This is a genomic window from Rathayibacter sp. AY1B6 (assembly GCF_002932755.1).
In the GTDB taxonomy this organism is placed as follows: domain Bacteria; phylum Actinomycetota; class Actinomycetes; order Actinomycetales; family Microbacteriaceae; genus Rathayibacter.
Map to the genome: position 1 here is coordinate 31,568 of NZ_PSWL01000023.1, position 16,220 is coordinate 47,787.

Genomic DNA, 16,220 nt, shown 5'->3' on the forward strand with positions numbered 1-16,220 from the left:
GGCGGGGCGGGCGGGCGGATCGTCCGATCGTACGGAGAGCCTCCCGGCGGCACAGCGGGGACCGACACGGGGAGTAACACAGGGTGGGACGCGGAAGGCCTCCCCGGTCCGTGGACGGGGGAGGCCTTCTGCGGGAGGGCTACGCCTGGACGAGCACGAGCTCCTCGAGGGGCAGGCGGGTGCGCGGCGCGGTCTCGCGCTCGCGGAGGGTCTCGTTCGCCAGCGCGTCGGCGTCGGCCGCGACTCCCACCGCGGCGATCGTCACGGGGTCGAAGCGCTCGTCGACGCCGAACGCGGCGCGGACGGCGTCCTTGTCGAAGCCGGCCATCTGGTGCACGTGCAGGCCCTCGTGGTGCGCCTGGACGCTGAGGTGGGCGATCGACTGGCCGAGGTCGTAGACGGCCCAGGGGCGCGGCTTCCCCTCGGAGTCGACGGTCTCGGCGAGGGCGACGACCAGGACGGCGGCGGAGCCGGCCCAGGCGCCGTTGAAGCCGGCGAGGGTCGCGACGATGCTGTCGAACTCGTCGGTCCCGCGGCGGGCGACGATGAAGCGCCACGGCTGCGAGTTGCTGGCGGAGGGGGACCAGCGCGCGGCTTCGAGGAGGGATGCGAGGGTCTCGTCCGAGACGGTCGCGGTCGCGTCGTAGGAGCGGGGGCTCCAGCGCTCCGCGAGGACGTCGAGGATCGGGGCGCTGGTGCTGGCGGTGCGGGAGGCGGTGGCGGACATCGCGGGGCTTCTTCCGTGCGGGGGACTGGGGGAGGGGCTCCGTCGCCCGAGGAGCCCAACCGTCCCCGCCCCGCAGGCATTCCCGCGCGCGCCCGTCCGGCGTCCGCGCGCGCGTTCGCCCACGGAGGAGCGGGCCGCCTCCGAGCCCCGGAACGGTACGGTGGGAGACGGCGTGGTCACCCCGCGCACCACCATCCACGACTCTGGAGGATCATCCATGGCCCAGCACTTCGACGTCGTCGTCCTGGGGGCAGGCCCCGGCGGATACGTGGCCGCGATCCGCGCCGCCCAGCTCGGCAAGTCCGTCGCCGTCGTCGAGAAGCAGTACTGGGGCGGTGTCTGCCTCAACGTCGGCTGCATCCCGTCCAAGGCGCTGCTGCGCAACGCGGAGCTCGCCCACCTCTTCCACACCCAGGCGAAGCAGTTCGGCATCTCGGGCGACGTCTCGTTCGACTTCGGCGCGGCGTTCGACCGCAGCCGCTCGGTCGCGGACGGCCGCACCAAGGGCGTCCACTTCCTGATGAAGAAGAACAAGATCGCCGAGTTCGACGGCGTCGGCTCCTTCACCGGCCCGCAGGGCCTCGACGTGCAGCTGAGCAAGGGCGGCACGGAGTCGTTGACCTTCGACGACGCGATCATCGCGACCGGCGCGAGCGTCCGCCTGCTCCCCGGCGTCGAGCTCTCCGAGAACGTCGTCACCTACGAGACCCAGATCATGACCCGCGAGCTCCCCGACACGATGGCCATCGTGGGCGCGGGCGCGATCGGCATGGAGTTCGCCTACGTCCTCAAGAACTACGGCGTCGACGTGACGATCATCGAGTTCATGGACCGCGCCCTCCCCAACGAGGACCCGGACGTCTCCAAGGAGATCCAGAAGCAGTACAAGAAGCTCGGCGTCGAGATCCTGACCTCGACCAAGGTCGAGTCGGTCGTCGACAAGGACGGCTACGTCACGGTCACCTACACCGCGAAGGACGGCACGCAGTCGACCCTCGAGGTCGACAAGGTGCTCATGTCCATCGGCTGGGTCCCCCGCACCGAGGGCTTCGGCCTCGAGAAGACGGGCGTCGAGCTCACCGAGCGCGGCGCGATCGCGATCGACGACCACATGCGCACCAACGTGCCGCACATCTACGCCATCGGCGACGTCACCGCGAAGCTCCAGCTCGCGCACGTCGCGGAGGCGCAGGGCGTCGTCGCCGCCGAGACCCTCGCGGGCGCCGAGACCCAGACGCTGGGCGACTACCGGATGATGCCGCGCGCGACGTTCTGCCAGCCGCAGATCGCCTCCTTCGGCCTCACCGAGAAGCAGGCGACGGACGAGGGCCACGAGATCACCGTCTCGACCTTCCCCTTCATGGCGAACGGCAAGGCCCACGGCCTCGGCGAGCCCACCGGCTTCGTGAAGCTCATCGCGAGCAAGAAGTACGGCGAGCTCCTCGGCGCCCACATGATCGGCCCGGACGTCTCGGAGCTGCTCCCCGAGCTCACGCTCGCCCAGAAGTGGGACCTCACCGCGACGGAGCTGGCCCGCAACGTGCACACCCACCCGACGCTGTCGGAGGCGCTGCAGGAGGGCTTCCACGGCCTCAAGGGGCACATGATCAACATGTAGGGCCCGTCCCTCCACGGCCTCCGGCCCGCAGGATCCCGCTCGGCTCGTCCGCCGCGGATCCTGCGGGCCGGACCCGTCTCCGGGGGCGTCTGCGGGGCTCCGGCGCCGCTCCCGCTCCCGCTACCGTGGCCCGATGGATCCGCGCCTGCTCGACCGCCTCGCCGCCGACGCCTGGCCCGCGCTCGTGCGGCGCCCCCTCGGTGCGTGGGAGCTGCGCGCCTCCGCGGGAGTCACCAAGCGCGCGAACTCCGTGCTCGCGTCCGGCGACGTCGTCGACCAGGAGGCGGCCCTCGACGCGGCGGAGGCGTTCGCCCGCGAGCACGGGATCGCGCCCCTCGTGCAGATCGGCCCGCCGAGCCCCGCCGGTCTGGCCGGGCTGCTCGCCGAGCGGGGCGCCGCGCCGATCGACCGGACGCTCGTGCTGACGGGATCGGTGCAGGAGGCGCTCGCCGCGCTGTCCGCACCGTCCAGGTCCGCACCGTCAGGATCCGCGCCGCCGCCTCGCGTCCGCCTCGCCCCGGCTCCCGACGAGGACTGGCTCGCCCTCTGGTGGTCGGTCGACGGACGCGGCGGAGCGGAGGAGCGCGCGGTCGCCGAGCGCATCCTCGTGGGCTGCCCCTCCTCCTACGCTCTCGTCGTCGACGGGGACGGCCCGGCCGCGACCGGCCGCCTCGCGCTCGTCACGGCGCCGGACGGCGAGCTCTGGGGCGGCCTCTTCGCCCTGGCGACCCGCCCGGACGCCCGGCGCCGCGGCCTCGCCTCCGCCGTGATCGGCGCCCTCCTCGAGGACGCGTCCCGCCGGGGCGTCGCGCGCTTCTGGCTCCAGGTGCTGGCCGACAACGCCGGCGCCCGCCGCCTCTACGCGTCCCTCGGCTGCCGCGAGTCGTCCTGGTACGAGTACTGGCGCTGACCCGTCCGTCCGCCTCCGCGAGATGCCACTCCGGTACGCGACACGCCGGTGGAGGCGTACCGAAGCGGCATCTCGCGGGGAGGAGCGGGGCGGCCGGTCAGGCGTTCGCGAGCACGGCGCGGGCGACGGCCTCGGCCTTCGCCGCGTCGCCGGTGACGGTCACCCGCCACCACACGTCGTCGGCCAGCGCGTCGATCTCGCAGACGCCCGCCGCGCAGCCGGTGAGGGCCTTCTCGCCGAAGCCGTCGAGCGGCTCGAGCGGGATCGCCAGGCCCGAGGTCAGCGAGAGGTTCCGCCAGCCGTCGTCGCCGTTCGGGAGCGCGTCGACCGTCACGCCCGAGTAGGCGGCGCTGGAGGCGTCGCTCCAGCTGCAGGAGGCGTACCCGGCCCGGGCGGCGGCAGCGGCCGACGCGGTCGTCGGCGTCCCGGTCCCGGTCCCCGCGGTCGCCTGCGCGAGACCGGCGGCACCGGACAGCTGCTCGGCCGTCAGGACCTCGGTGCAGACGGGCGCCGTCGCGGTGACCGGCTCGTCGAGGGTGCCGAGCGCGGCGGAGGCGGTGCCGGTCGCCAGCGCGGCGAGGTCGACGGCCGCGGGGGCGCCGCGCAGCTGCAGAGTCACCCAGGTGGCGCCGGCGAGCAGGTCCAGGTCGCAGCTGCCGTCGGTGCAGGAGCCGTACGCCTCGACGTCGGTCTCGAGGCGCGGTCCGGGACGGCCGGCGAACGCCTCGGCGGCGTCGTCGACCGCGGCCGCGGTGACGGAGGCGTCCTCGTCGTACCAGGCGCAGCGGAGCACTCCGCCGTTCTCCTCCGCGGCCTCGCGGATCAGCTCTCCCGAGGAGCGCGTCGTCACCTCGCGGCTGCCCTCCAGAGCGCTGCGGGAGACCCCCAGCGCCGAGGCCGCCCGCGCGGCGGGGAGGAGGGAGTCGCAGCCCAGGCGGGTCCAGGCCGTGGGCGAGGGCGTCGGAGTCGCGGAGGGAGTCGGAGCGACGCTCTCGGACGCCGACGGGGTGGCCGCCACGTCGGCGCGCTCGGCCGTCGTGCAGCCCGTCAGCGCGACGAGCACGGCGAGCGCGGCGCCGACCGTCGCCAGCCGCGGGAGGCGGGCCCTCACGCGGCCAGCTCGCGCTCGATCGCGGCCGTGAACGCGTCGATGTCGTCCTCCGTGGTGTCGAAGGAGCAGACCCAGCGGACCTCGCCGGTCGCCGGGTTCCAGTCGTAGAAGCGGTAGGCGGCACGGAGCCGGTCCGCGACTCCGGGCGGCAGCGTCGCGAACACCGCGTTGGCCCGGGTCTGCTGCGTGAACTCGAGCCCGGTGATCCGTCCGGCCGCGATCGCCTCCTCGAGCCCCGAGCGCAGACGCGCCGCCATGGCGTTCGCGTGCCGGGCGGAGCGGAGCCACAGGGGCTCCTCCGTGCTGCCGTCGCCGAGCAGCGCGAGCAGCTGCGCCGAGATGAAGCGCATCTTGGAGGAGAGCTGCATGTTGGTCTTGCGGAGGAAGGTCAGCCCGGTGGAGGCCGCCGGGTCGAGGACGACGATCGCCTCGCCGAGCAGGATGCCGTTCTTCGTGCCGCCGAACGAGAGCACGTCGACGCCCGCGTCGGTGGTGAAGGAGCGCAAGGGCAGGCCGAGAGCGGCCGCGGCGTTGGCGATCCGCGCCCCGTCCATGTGCAGCCGCATGCCGAGGCCGTGCGCGTGGTCGGCGAGCGCGCGCACCTCCTCGGGGGTGTAGACGGTGCCGAGCTCGGAGGACTGGGTGATCGAGACCACGAGCGGCTGGGCGCGGTGCTCGTCGCCGAAGCCCCACGCCTCCTGGTCGACCAGAGCCGGGGTCAGCTTGCCGTCGGGCGTGGGGACCGTGAGGATCTTGATCCCGCCGACCTTCTCGGGCGCTCCGCCCTCGTCGGAGGTGATGTGCGCGGTGCCCGCCGAGACGACGGCGCCCCAGCGCGGCAGCATCGACTGCAGGCCGGTGACGTTGGCGCCCGTGCCGTTGAAGACGGGGAAGGCCTGGGCCTGCTCGCCGAACTCGCGGCGGAACGCCTCCTGCAGGCGCTCGGTGTAGACGTCCTCGCCGTACGCGATCTGGTGCGCTCCGTTGGCCGCGGCGATCGCGGCGAGGACCTCGTCGTGCACTCCGGAGTAGTTGTCGGAGGCGAAGCCGCGGACGTCGGGATCGTGCAGAGCGCTCATCCCTCCATCTTCGCAGCCCGCCGCCCGGAGGAGCCCCGGAGGCGCCCTCCGCGACGCCCCTCCTGCCTCCCGCGTGTTTCGGGCAGGTGAACGGACGACGACCCGAAAGCCGATCTCCGTCAAGAAGTTGGTATCGGCTGGGAGGCAGGCCACTCTTTACCTATGCGCATGGACACGACGGGAGCTGTTCGCGACATGCCCGCCCCTCCCGGGGTGGACGAGATCGCGGCTCGCTTCGGCGATCCCGTCCTCGCGTTCGCGCCTCAGCCGAGGCTGGAGGAGTTCGCCGCAGCGCAGACGATGGCGCTCGGCCGCTTCGTCGAGATCTCGCTCTCGTACTCGTTCTACAAGAACCCGCGCAACCGCGCCGACCCCGTCAACCACGTCCTGCTGACCCCCGAGCAGAAGCGCGCGATCGAGCGCGCCGAGAACGACCACCTGCCGCCGTGGATGGTCGACCAGGTGACGCGGATGCGGTACCCGGTCCTCTGGGAGGCGGTCCGCACCTCCGTGCCGATCCCTGCCGAGCGCAGCCGGCCCCTGGAGTCCCGCCTCGCGGCCCACATGGGCGACGTGCTCCGCAACACCTTCCCGGGCCGCGTGCGCAGCCGACGAGGCGGGATGCCGGTGGTCGCCGCCGCCCTCCGCGACGAGGACGTCGTGCGCGGCGTCCCGGTGATCGTGGACGGCGAGGCGCTGCGCGGCTACCGCGTGGACACCGACCCGGACGTGGTCGCGATCGGCGCCCGCGTCGACGGCCGCTACATGACGGTCGTGCTCGACCGGAAGATCGTGCCGGAGATCCGGATGGAGTTCGTCCGCCGCACCCCGCCGCGCCCGGCCTCGAGCCAGCCCCGCCGCTGACAGCCCGCCGCTGACAGCCCGCCGCTGACCGCCCGACCGCCCACCGCTCAGGGGCGGCCCGGCACCGCGATCCCGTGCTCGTAGGCGAACACGACCGCCTGGATGCGGTCGCGCACGCCGAGCTTCATCAGGATCTTCGAGACGTGCGTCTTCACCGTCGCCTCGCCCACGAACAGCTCGGCCGCGATCTCGGCGTTCGACCAGCCCCGCGCCAGGTGCACGAGCACCTCGCGCTCGCGGTCCGTCAGGTCGGCGACTCCGGAGTGCTCCGCGGCGGCGGGCGTGCGCTCGGGCACGGACGCGAACCGCTCGATCACCCGCCGGGTGACGTCGGGGGCGAGCATCGCGTCGCCGCGGGCGACCACCTGCACGGCCTCCACCAGCTCCTCCGGCGACGCGTTCTTGAGCAGGAACCCGCTGGCGCCGGCCGAGAGCGCCTCGAAGAGGTAGTCGTCGCGGTCGAAGGTGGTGAGGATGAGCACCCGCGAGCACAGGCGCGGGTCGGCCACGATCTCGCGGGTCGCGGCCAGGCCGTCGAGCCCGGGCATCTGCACGTCCATGCAGATCACGTCGGGGTGGAGCTCGGAGGCGCGCTGCAGGGCCTCGAGCCCGGTGCGGGCCTCGCCGACCACCTCGATCCCCGGCTCCGACTCGAGGATGATGCGGAAGCCCACGCGGACGAGCTCCTGGTCGTCGACGAGCAGCACGCGCACGTGCTCGGTCATGGGCGGCCCCCGCTCGCTCGATCCTGACGCCCCCGCGACGTCTCCGACGACGGTACCGGGTCGCCGCCGTCCGGCACGCTCGCCCGGACGGGGGACAGCGGGACCCGGGCGTGCACGAGGTAGCCTCCGCCCCTCGGCCCCATCTCGATCCAGCCGCCGACCGCGGCCGCGCGCTCACTCATGCCGGTGTGCCCGAGTCCGCAGGAGGCGGGGGCGCTCGGGTGCGGGCCGGACCCGCCGTCGTCGGCGATCTCGAGCTCGACCGCGTCGGGGGCGTAGCGGAGGCGCACCTCGGCGTGCGCGCCGCGTCCCGCGTGCTTGCGGACGTTCGTGAGCGACTCCTGCGCGATGCGGTAGAGGCTGAGGCCCACCGTCGCGGGGATCTCGCGGGGCGTGCCGAGGGTGAGGAAGACGGTGGGCAGGCCCGACCCGCTGGACGCCGCGACCAGCTCCTCGAGCTGGGCCACCCCACGGGTCGAGGCGGCGTCGGTGAGCGGATTCGGCGCTGCGTCCTCGGCGCGCAGCGCGACCAGGATGCGGTGCAGCTCCTCGATCGCCGAGCGCGCGTCGCCCTCGATGGCGCCGAGCGAGGCCGCCGCCTGCTCCGGATCCCGCGCCAGCACCCGCCGCGCCGCTCCCGCCTGCACGCCCATCACGCTGACGTGGTGCGCGACCACGTCGTGCAGCTCGCGGGCGATCCGCAGCCGCTCGGAGGACACGGCCTGCCGGGAGGAGCGCTCCCGCTCGTCGTCGAGCTCGGCCGTGCGCGTCTCGAGCGCCTCCAGCCGGCGGGCCGACTGCCACGACGCCTCGCCGAAGACGTAGGCGCTGCCGAAGTAGAGCAGGTTCGACACGACCGCGAGGGCCGACTCCGCCGCGTAGGGCGAGAGCAGGCCGGGGGAGTCGTCGACCGGCACGGAGCTGCCGAAGTACTCGCCCGTGGCGAGGGTGGTGAGCAGCCAGCCCAGCATCCCGACCGCGATCGCCACCCGGACGACGAGGGCCGTGCGCCGGTTCCGGCCCCACGCACCGACCGTGTACAGCGCGAGGAACAGGCAGATCTGGCCGAAGAGCGACTCCGGCACCTGGAGCACGATCCCCAGCGCGTAGACGACGGAGAGCCCGGCCGCCACGCTCGCGGGGAACCGGCGGCGCAACGCGAGCGGCAGGGTCATCAGGACGGCCCAGTGGGCGCTGACGACGGGGTGCGCCGCGTCGGGGAAGCCCGCCGAGGAGTACAGCGCGACGGAGACGATCGTCGCCACCAGCATGATCCCCGCGGTGACCGCGTCGTGCACGTATCCGGCCCGGCTCGGCGCTCGCCGGATCCAGCCCGCGTCGAGCGGGTCCGCGGCTCCGTCACCTGAGGGCATGCGCCCCACGCTAACCGACGCCGGTCGGACGGGGCCCCGGGAGGCGGAGGAGCGCACCCCGCCGCCTCCCGGGCGCGACGTCAGTCCCGGCCGGTGATGCCCCGGGTCGAGGCGATCACGTCGCCCATCTTCTTCCCGAGGGCCTCGTAGAACATCGACAGCGGGAACTCGTCGTCCAGCACCGCGTCGGTGAGGCCGCGCGGGGCGCCGAGCAGCACCTCCTCCGGCAGCCCGCGGGCCCAGGCGGAGGCGGGGTGCGGAGTGAGAGTGGCCGCGATCAGCTCGTGCGCGGCCAGCCAGTGCGCCGTCTTGGGCCGGTCGATCGAGCGCCAGTAGAGCTCGTCGATGGCGTCCGAGAGGGCGACGACCACGTCGGCGACACCGTCCCACTCGAACGCCAGCCGGGTGTCGGTCCAGTGCAGGACGCCGTGCTGGTGCAGCCAGGCGAAGAGCAGCTGGCCGCCGAGGCCGTCGTAGTTGCGCACCCGCGACCCGGTGAGCGGGAAGCGGAAGAGCCGGTCGAACAGGATCGCGTACTGCACGAAGCGCGAGCGCTCGGCCAGCGCCTCCTCCTCGTCGTCGCGGCGGTCCAGTGAGCCGAGGCGGCGCTCGATGGCGACGGCCTCGCGGAAGGCGGTGAGGTCGCACCGCAGCTCCTCCAGCGAGTAGAGGAAGAAGGGCATCCGCTGCTTGATCATGAACGGGTCGAACGGCAGGTCGCCGCGCATGTGGGTGCGGTCGTGGATGAGGTCCCACATCACGAAGGACTCCTCCGCCAGGCGCTGGTCAGCCAGCAGGCGCTGCGCGTCCTCCGGGAGCTCGAGCCGGGTGATCCGAGCCGCCTCCGTGACGACGCGGCGGAACCGTGCCGCCTCGCGGTCGGCGAAGATCGCGCCCCAGGTGAAGGACGGGACGGAGCGCATCGCGACCGTCTCGGGGAACAGCACGGCGCTGTCGGTGTCGTAGCCGGCGGTGAAGTCGACGAAGCGCACGGGCACGAAGAGGGCGTTGGAGTAGTCGCCCGCCTCCAGCTCGGCGACGAACCGCGGCCAGACGACCTCGACGAGGACGGCCTCGACGTGGCGGTCGCGGCTGCCGTTCTGGGTGTACATGGGGAAGACGACGAGGTGGCGGCGGCCGTCGACGCGCTCGACCTGCGGCTGGAACACGGTGAGCGAGTCGAGGAAGTCGGGCAGGCCGAGGCCGTCCGCGCTCCAGCGCTCGAGGTCGACGACCAGCGCGTCGAGGTAGGCCGCGTCGTGAGGGAACGCGGGGGCGAGGGTGCGGACGCCGGCGACGATCCGCTCGACGAGGGTGCGCGCCTCGTCGAGCCGCTCGGGCTCGGCGAGCGAGCCGTCCTGGGACTGGAGCGGCTGCAGCGCGGCGGCGGCCGCCTTCAGGTCGAGCCAGGCGGCGGAGTCCTCCACGCGGTCCTCGACGACCTCGGGTTCTCCGACGACGGTGCTCTGCACGGCTTGCGACATGGTGATCCTCCTCACGCTGGTGATACGGGGCTGCAGGAGCGGAACGCGCTCCGACTCCGAGCGTATGGGCTCGTGCGCGCGCTTTTCTTGCGTCTAGGCGGAGCGAAGCAGCGACCTCACGGGGGCGGGCGCACGTCTCCGCCACCCGTCGGGAGCCCCGCGGTCAGCGGCTGCCCAGGTGTTGTGCAGGTGTCACCCCCCGTCCGGGGCTAGATTCCTCAGGCTTCCGTTTCCCTCCCCTGATCGGGTCGAAGATGGGGCGACACCGTGTCCGCATCCCGAGTGCGGAGACATCCGATCGGACCGGCGCGCCGAACCCCTGGCGGCGCGCTCGATCGGCGAGCCATCCTGAGAGAGAGGATCGGAGCGCGTGACGGGACCCGAACCCGGAAGCGACCAGAGAACAGCCAGCATCGACCACCACCCCGAGAACCTCCGCCTGGTCCCCTGGCCGCAGGCGGACGCCTCCGTCCTGCGCGACACCCTCGCGCACGCAGGCGGCGGACTCGAGAGCGAGAGCGAGATCCTCCTGCGCCACGACCGCTACCTGCGCGGTTGGGCGGACGGCGACGCGTTCTTCTACGTGGTCGAGCTGGACGGACTCTCCGTCGGCTCCATCGGCTATTGGTACGGCTGCTCGCGCGGCGTCGTCGCCTACGAGGCGGCGTGGAGCATCGCTCCGCACGCCCGCGGCGTCACGGCGGACTCCGTGCGCATGCTGCTCGAGGAGGCGGCGGCGTTCCCCGTGCCCCGCTTCGTGCACGCCTTCGTGGCGGAGAGCGATCTGGACGCCGGAGCGACCTGCGTCGAGACCGGCTTCGACCGGGTCGATCTCGTCGAGCAGGGCGAGCCGCCGGAGCTCTACGTGGACTGGGCGTTCGACCTGGCCGCCGTGGCCTGATCAGATCCCGTGGCGCTCCAGCCACGGCCGCAGCACCGCGAGGAACTCCTCGGGGTGCTCGAGGCTGGGCAGGTGCGCCGCGTCCTCGAGCACCTGCAGCTCGGCACCGCTCACCGCGGTGGCGAGGTGCTCGCAGACCGGCAGCGACTCCGAGAGGTCGTGCGCACCCGCCACGACGAGGGTCGGCACGGCGATCTCCCCGAGCCGATCGCCCGCCGGCCCGGACGGCTCGACCGGGCGCGGAGCCTCCGATTCGTGGCCGACGCCCGTGAGCGCGAGCTCCCGGACCCGCGCGAGGAACTCCGGAGCCACGTCGTCGGCGGAGCGGTCGGGGCCCACGGCCCAGAGCTCCGCCTCGACGATCGCCGCGGCCTCCCGCTCGCCCGCGAGCTCCAGCGCCTCGACCTCGCCGAAGCGGCGCTCCTCCTCCGCCGTCAGCGCCGGGTAGTCGAAGCCCGCCAGGCCCGGGGCGATCGCGACCAGGCCGGTCACCCGCTCCGGATGCTCCAGCGCCAGGTCCAGCGCGAGGGTGCCGCCCCGTGAGCAGCCGACGACCACCGCGCGCTCGACGCCGAGGTGGTCGAGCACGTCCAGGGCGTCCCGGCGCGGGTCGTACTCCACGTCCTCCGTGCTCGTGCCGCCGGCGCCGCGGACGTCGTAGCGGACCACCAGCCGGTCGCGCGAGAGGTCGGGGACGAGCGGGTCCCACATCCGCAGATCGGCGATGCCCGCGTGCACGAGCAGCAGGGCGGGGGCGGAGGCGCGGCCGTCCGCCTCCCAGTGGAGGGTCGCGCCGGGGACCTCGAGATGCGGCATGCCGCACACCGTAGGCGCGTCGGGCCGGCGCTGCAACGCCCGGGCACTGCCTAGGGTGGAGGCGCGACAGCGGACGGACCGCGGCGGAGAGGCGGCGGCGTGGAGGGCGTGCTCACCGGCTTCTCGATCATCGGGGTCGTCATCGCGGTCGGCTACCTGATCGCGCGGTTCCGGATCGTCCCGCCCGAGAGCCGGCTGATCCTGTCGCGGATCGCCTTCTTCGTCACGACGCCGGCGCTACTGTTCACCGTGCTCTCGCGGGCCGACGTCTCCGTCCTCTTCTCCTCGTTCCTGCTCGTCTCGCTCCTGACGGTGCTGACCGTCGCCCTGCTCTACGTGCTCGCGTCGCGGCTGCTCTTCCCCCGTCCGCTCCCCGAGACGGTGATCGGGACCGCGGCCTCCTCCTACGTCAACGCCAACAACATCGGACTGCCGGTCGCCATCTACGTGCTGGGCGATCCGCAGTGGGTGGCCCCGACGCTCCTGCTGCAGCTGATCGTCCTCGCGCCGACGATCCTGACGCTGCTCGACGTCTCGACGAGCGGGCGGACCTCGGTCGGCGCGATCCTCACGCAGCCGCTGCGGAACCCGATGATCATCGCCTCCGCCCTGGGCCTCGTCGTCGCCCTCACCGGCGTGGAGCTGCCCGCGCCCGTGCTGCAGCCGTTCTCGATCATCGGCAACGCGTCGATCCCGCTGGTGCTGATCGCCTTCGGGATGTCGCTGCGCGGGCAGCGGCCGCTGGAGGCGGGGCCGGCGCGGGTCGAGGTGGTCGTCGCCTCCGTGCTCAAGTCGCTGGTGATGCCGGCGGTCGCGCTGCTGCTGGGGCGCTTCGCGTTCCACCTCGACTCCGAGCACCTCTTCGTGGTGACGGTGACCGCCGCGCTGCCGACCGCGCAGAACATCTTCACCTTCGCCTCGCGCTACGACCGGGGCGTCGCCGTCGCCCGGGACACGGCCCTCGTGACCACGGTCGCCGCGGTGCCCGTGCTCATCGGGGTGTCCCTCCTGCTGGGCTGAGCGGAGCAGCCTCCCCGGCTCCCGCGCGACCCCGGCGGAGGAGCCGGACGGCCCGCGCATCAGCGTCGCGTGTCCCTCGTCCTGGGTCGGGGACGGTGGCGCGGGCCCGGTCGCACTCCGCCGACCGTCGCTTAGGCTCTCTCCAATGAGCACCACCACGTCCGCCGACCGCCCCGCCCGCGGCAGGCCGCGCCGCCGTCGCGGCCTCTGGATCACGCTGATCGTCCTCCTGGTCCTGCTGATCGGAGCCGTCGTCGCAGTGCTCCTCGGCGTGCGCACCTACGACAAGGCGATGACCGTCCGCGACAAGCTGACCGAGGCGATCCCGCTCGTGTCGCAGGTGACGGACAGGCTGACGACCTTCGACACCTCGGGGGCCGGGGAGACCGCGGCCCAGATCGCGACCCTCACCGGCGAGGCGCGCGACGAGACCGACGACCCGGTGTGGCGGGTGATGGAGGTGGTGCCCGTCCTCGGCCCGAACCTGTCCGCCGTCCGTGCCGCGACCGAGATCGCCGACGACGTCTCCGGCCGGATCGTCACGCCGCTCTCCACGACCTCGCTCGACATCCTCAAGCCCGTCGACGGCAGGGTCGACCTCGCGGCGATCACCGAGCTGTCGCAGAAGATCACCGTCGCCAAGGAGGTCGTCGACGCCGCGCAGACCCGCGTCGAGGGCATCGACCGCGGCCCGCTGGTGCCGCAGGTCGCCTCGGCCCTCGACTCCTTCACTCCGCAGCTGGCCACCGCCACCGCCGCGATGGAGCAGGTCGAGCCGCTCACCGCGATCCTCCCCGACTCCCTCGGAGCCTCCGGTCCGCGCCACTACCTGGTGATGTTCCAGAATCTGGCGGAGTCGCAGGCTCTGGGGGGCGGTGCGTCCTCGGTGATGCAGCTCGACGTCGACGGCGGCGCGATCTCGATCGGCCGTCAGCTGGGCAGCGGCGACTTCCGCGGGCTGGCGCCCGTCACCGTCGACCAGAGCGCGCTCGACACCATCGGCGAGAACCTGGCGACGACCTTCAACGTCTCGACCAGCCGCCCCGACTTCCCGACGGCGGCCTCGATCGCCTCGCAGTTCTGGGCGCAGAAGTTCCCCGAGCAGAAGATCGACGGCGTCCTCGCGATCGACCCCGTCGCCCTCTCCTACCTCCTCGGCTCGACCGGGCCGGTGACCCTCACCGACGGCACGGTCCTCACGAGCGAGAACACCGTCTCGACCCTGCTCAACGAGGTCTACTTCCGCTACCCGGAGTCGGTCGTGGCCGAGCGCACCGACGAGTTCTTCTCGGAGGCGAGCGCGACGATCCTGGGCAAGATCCTCGGAGGGGAGATGGAGCCGACGAAGATGCTCCCGGCGATCGTGAAGGCGGTCGACGAGAGCCGCATCCTCGCCTACAGCTCCGACGCCGACGAGCAGGCGCTCCTCGCACCCACGCCGATCGCAGGGGTTCTGCCGCAGACGACGACCGACGGCACGACCACCGGAGTGTTCTTCCAGGACGCCTCGCGCGGCTCGAAGATGGACTACTACCTGAGCACGGCGGTCGCGCAGTCGAGCACGGGCCGGTGCGCCGCCTCCGGCGCGGTCTTCACCACCTCCGTCACCGTGACCAACACGATCTCGAAGGCGGTCGCGCGGACGCTGCCCGCCTACGTCGCCGCGGCCGGCGGGCGGGGTGCGTACCCCCTGGGCGACTTCGTCACCAACATCTACGTCTACGGCCCTCCCGGGACCACGGTGTCGAGCGCGGCCTGGGCCGACGGCACGGGCTACGAACCGGAGAGCCTCGACGACCTCGGCCGTCCCGTCTCGAAGGTCGCCGTGCAGCTCTCGCCCGGTCAGTCCGAGACGTTCGACGTTCAGTTCAGCGCCGGCGACGCCTCCGGCTTCGGCGACCAGGCCGTCCGGGTGACCCCGATGATCAACCCCACCGCGGTGACGCTGAACGACGAGCCCGCCTGCGGCTGACGCTCCTCCCGGGTCGGTGCTGGGCCGGCGCCGAACCACGCCCGTGGTCGGCACCACCCCGGGTCGGTGCTGGGCCGGCGCCGAACCACGCCCGTGGTCGGCACCACCCCGGGTCGGTGCTGGGCCGGCGCCGAACCACGTTCGTGGTCGGCACCACCCCGGGTCGGTGCTAGACCAGCGCCGAACCGGGGATCGAGCTCGTCACGAGCGAGGAGGCGAGGAACGCGGTGGCGATGCAGAGCACGAACCCGATGACCGGCACGAGGAACGCGCGGCGGCCCACGAGGTAGCGCACGACCGTCACGACCACGGCGATCAGCGTCAGCGCGGGCGGCCCGATCAGCGCGATCGAGACGCCCCAGTCGATCCGGTCGAAGTCGCAGGCGAAGTTCTGGCCCTCGCACTGCGCGGGGAAGACCGAGAGGATCGCGGCGAGGTAGCCGAGCACGATCGTGAGCAGGCCGAGGGCGAGGCAGCCGAGGATCGAGAGCACGAGGTCCCAGCGGCGCCGGCGCGGCTTCCCGGCGGCGATGATCTCGCCCACCGAGCGGTAGGCGTCGGACCGGAACTCGTCGTGGGCGGCTCCGGGGCGGACGGCTCCGGGGCGGGCGGCTCCGGGGCGGGCCGACGCCGGCCGAGCGGGGCGGGCCGCACCGCCCGAGGCGCCCTGGGCCCGCGCGCGCTTCTTCTTCGACGAGGCCATGCTCAGAAGATCATCGGGCGGTCGTCGTCGAGGGTCGTCTCGAGGTCGAGGTCGACCACCACCGGGACGTGGTCGCTCGGGGCGTCGCCCTTGCGCTCGTCGCGGTGGATCGAGGCTCCGGTGACGAGCTCGCCGAACGCGTGGGAGCCGAGCACGAAGTCGATCCGCAGCCCCTCGTTGCGCGGGAAGCGGAGCTGCTTGTAGTCCCAGTAGGTGTAGCCCTCGGGCACGAGCGGGCGGACGACGTCCCGCAGGCCGGCGTCCTCGAAGGCGGCGAAGGCGGCGCGCTCGGGGATCGAGACGTGCGTGGATCCGGGGCCGAGGCCCGGGTCGCCCACGTCGCTGTCGAGCGGCGCGACGTTCCAGTCGCCGACCAGGGCGAGCGGCAGGTCGGGCTCGGCGGCCAGCCACTCGCGGGTGCTCGCCTCCAGGGCCGCGAGCCACTCGAGCTTGTAGAGGTAGTGCGGGTCGTCGACCGCGCGGCCGTTCGGGACGTAGAGGCTCCAGACGCGCACGCCGTCGACCGTGGCGCCGATCGCGCGGGCCTCGAGCGGGTAGGAGCCGTCGGCCGCCGCCTCCTTCGCGAAGCCGGGCATGCCCGGGAAGCCGATCCGCACGTCCTCCATCGGCAGGCGCGAGGCGATGCCGACGCCGTTCCACTGGCTGAGCCCGACCATCTCGACGTGGTAGCCGGCGTCGGCGAAGGCCTCGTGCGGGAACTGCTCGGGCTTGCACTTGAGCTCCTGCATGGCGAGGACGTCGACGTCCTCGCGCACGAGCCAGTCGACGACGCGGCCGGTGCGGGCCCGGATGGAGTTCACGTTCCAGGTGGCGATGCGCATCCTGGAAGTGTAGGAGCCGCCGCCGACACGTCTCCTGCGCGTCCCCCGCGCTCCGGCGGCCGCGGGCCGGGGGAG

Annotated in this window: 15 protein-coding genes; 6 read left to right on the forward strand and 9 right to left on the reverse strand. The window is 73.2% G+C overall.

Features of this window, described 5'->3' with window-relative positions; genetic code table 11:
- Window positions 1-139 precede the first annotated feature (139 nt).
- On the reverse strand, window positions 140-727 hold the full coding sequence (locus C5D08_RS12585) for a nitroreductase family protein (RefSeq protein WP_104277322.1): 588 nt from the start codon (window positions 725-727) through the stop codon (window positions 140-142).
- Window positions 728-944: 217 nt separating this feature from the next.
- On the opposite strand from C5D08_RS12585, the gene lpdA reads away from it, so the two are divergent.
- Complete coding sequence (gene lpdA / locus C5D08_RS12590) at window positions 945-2,345, forward strand: dihydrolipoyl dehydrogenase (protein ID WP_104222818.1); 1,401 nt, start codon at window positions 945-947, stop codon at window positions 2,343-2,345.
- Between the two features lie 133 nt (window positions 2,346-2,478).
- Window positions 2,479-3,255: a GNAT family N-acetyltransferase gene (locus C5D08_RS12595; protein ID WP_104277323.1), complete on the forward strand. Its 777-nt coding sequence runs from the start codon at window positions 2,479-2,481 to the stop codon at window positions 3,253-3,255.
- Between the two features lie 97 nt (window positions 3,256-3,352).
- On the opposite strand, the gene C5D08_RS12600 is transcribed toward C5D08_RS12595, so the two are convergent.
- Together C5D08_RS12600 and C5D08_RS12605 are read right to left on the reverse strand one after the other, a co-directional pair.
- Window positions 3,353-4,366 carry a hypothetical protein gene (locus C5D08_RS12600; protein ID WP_104277324.1) on the reverse strand — a complete coding sequence of 338 codons (1,014 nt, stop codon included), beginning with the start codon at window positions 4,364-4,366 and terminating at the stop codon, window positions 3,353-3,355.
- Complete coding sequence (locus C5D08_RS12605; protein WP_104277325.1) at window positions 4,363-5,445, reverse strand: low specificity L-threonine aldolase; 1,083 nt, start codon at window positions 5,443-5,445, stop codon at window positions 4,363-4,365. The genes C5D08_RS12600 and C5D08_RS12605 overlap by 4 nt, the downstream gene beginning before the upstream one ends.
- A gap of 168 nt (window positions 5,446-5,613) precedes the next feature.
- On the opposite strand from C5D08_RS12605, the gene C5D08_RS12610 reads away from it, so the two are divergent.
- The gene (locus C5D08_RS12610; RefSeq protein ID WP_146082643.1) at window positions 5,614-6,309 is read left to right on the forward strand and encodes a hypothetical protein; all 696 of its coding nucleotides are present in this window, start codon (window positions 5,614-5,616) and stop codon (window positions 6,307-6,309) included.
- A gap of 47 nt (window positions 6,310-6,356) precedes the next feature.
- Here C5D08_RS12610 and C5D08_RS12615 read toward each other — a convergent pair whose 3' ends face one another.
- The 3 genes from C5D08_RS12615 to C5D08_RS12625 all read right to left on the reverse strand — a co-directional run bounded on the left by C5D08_RS12615 (window position 6,357) and on the right by C5D08_RS12625 (window position 9,891).
- The gene (locus C5D08_RS12615; protein ID WP_104277327.1) at window positions 6,357-7,034 is read right to left on the reverse strand and encodes a response regulator transcription factor; all 678 of its coding nucleotides are present in this window, start codon (window positions 7,032-7,034) and stop codon (window positions 6,357-6,359) included.
- Window positions 7,031-8,407 carry a sensor histidine kinase gene (locus C5D08_RS12620; protein ID WP_104277328.1) on the reverse strand — a complete coding sequence of 459 codons (1,377 nt, stop codon included), beginning with the start codon at window positions 8,405-8,407 and terminating at the stop codon, window positions 7,031-7,033. The genes C5D08_RS12615 and C5D08_RS12620 overlap by 4 nt, the downstream gene beginning before the upstream one ends.
- 80 nt (window positions 8,408-8,487) lie before the next feature.
- Window positions 8,488-9,891: a DUF6421 family protein gene (locus tag C5D08_RS12625; protein ID WP_104277329.1), complete on the reverse strand. Its 1,404-nt coding sequence runs from the start codon at window positions 9,889-9,891 to the stop codon at window positions 8,488-8,490.
- A 370-nt stretch (window positions 9,892-10,261) separates the two neighbouring features.
- Here C5D08_RS12625 and C5D08_RS12630 point away from each other — a divergent pair, with 370 nt between their 5' ends.
- Window positions 10,262-10,792: a hypothetical protein gene (locus tag C5D08_RS12630; RefSeq protein WP_104277330.1), complete on the forward strand. Its 531-nt coding sequence runs from the start codon at window positions 10,262-10,264 to the stop codon at window positions 10,790-10,792.
- Here the strand turns inward: C5D08_RS12630 and C5D08_RS12635 are convergent, their stop codons facing one another.
- Window positions 10,793-11,608 carry an alpha/beta fold hydrolase gene (locus C5D08_RS12635; protein WP_104277331.1) on the reverse strand — a complete coding sequence of 272 codons (816 nt, stop codon included), beginning with the start codon at window positions 11,606-11,608 and terminating at the stop codon, window positions 10,793-10,795. It lies immediately after the preceding gene.
- A 99-nt stretch (window positions 11,609-11,707) separates the two neighbouring features.
- Here C5D08_RS12635 and C5D08_RS12640 point away from each other — a divergent pair, with 99 nt between their 5' ends.
- Both C5D08_RS12640 and C5D08_RS12645 read left to right on the forward strand, forming a co-directional pair.
- A complete protein-coding gene (locus tag C5D08_RS12640) occupies window positions 11,708-12,628 on the forward strand; it encodes an AEC family transporter (RefSeq protein WP_104222809.1) in 921 nt (306 codons plus the stop codon).
- Between the two features lie 145 nt (window positions 12,629-12,773).
- Window positions 12,774-14,600: a DUF4012 domain-containing protein gene (locus C5D08_RS12645; RefSeq protein ID WP_104277332.1), complete on the forward strand. Its 1,827-nt coding sequence runs from the start codon at window positions 12,774-12,776 to the stop codon at window positions 14,598-14,600.
- A 169-nt stretch (window positions 14,601-14,769) separates the two neighbouring features.
- Here C5D08_RS12645 and C5D08_RS12650 read toward each other — a convergent pair whose 3' ends face one another.
- Complete coding sequence (locus tag C5D08_RS12650; protein ID WP_104277333.1) at window positions 14,770-15,303, reverse strand: hypothetical protein; 534 nt, start codon at window positions 15,301-15,303, stop codon at window positions 14,770-14,772.
- 2 nt (window positions 15,304-15,305) lie between these two features.
- Entirely contained in the window at window positions 15,306-16,145 is an 840-nt protein-coding gene (locus C5D08_RS12655) for an exodeoxyribonuclease III (protein ID WP_104277334.1), read from the reverse strand.
- Window positions 16,146-16,220: the final 75 nt, after the last annotated feature.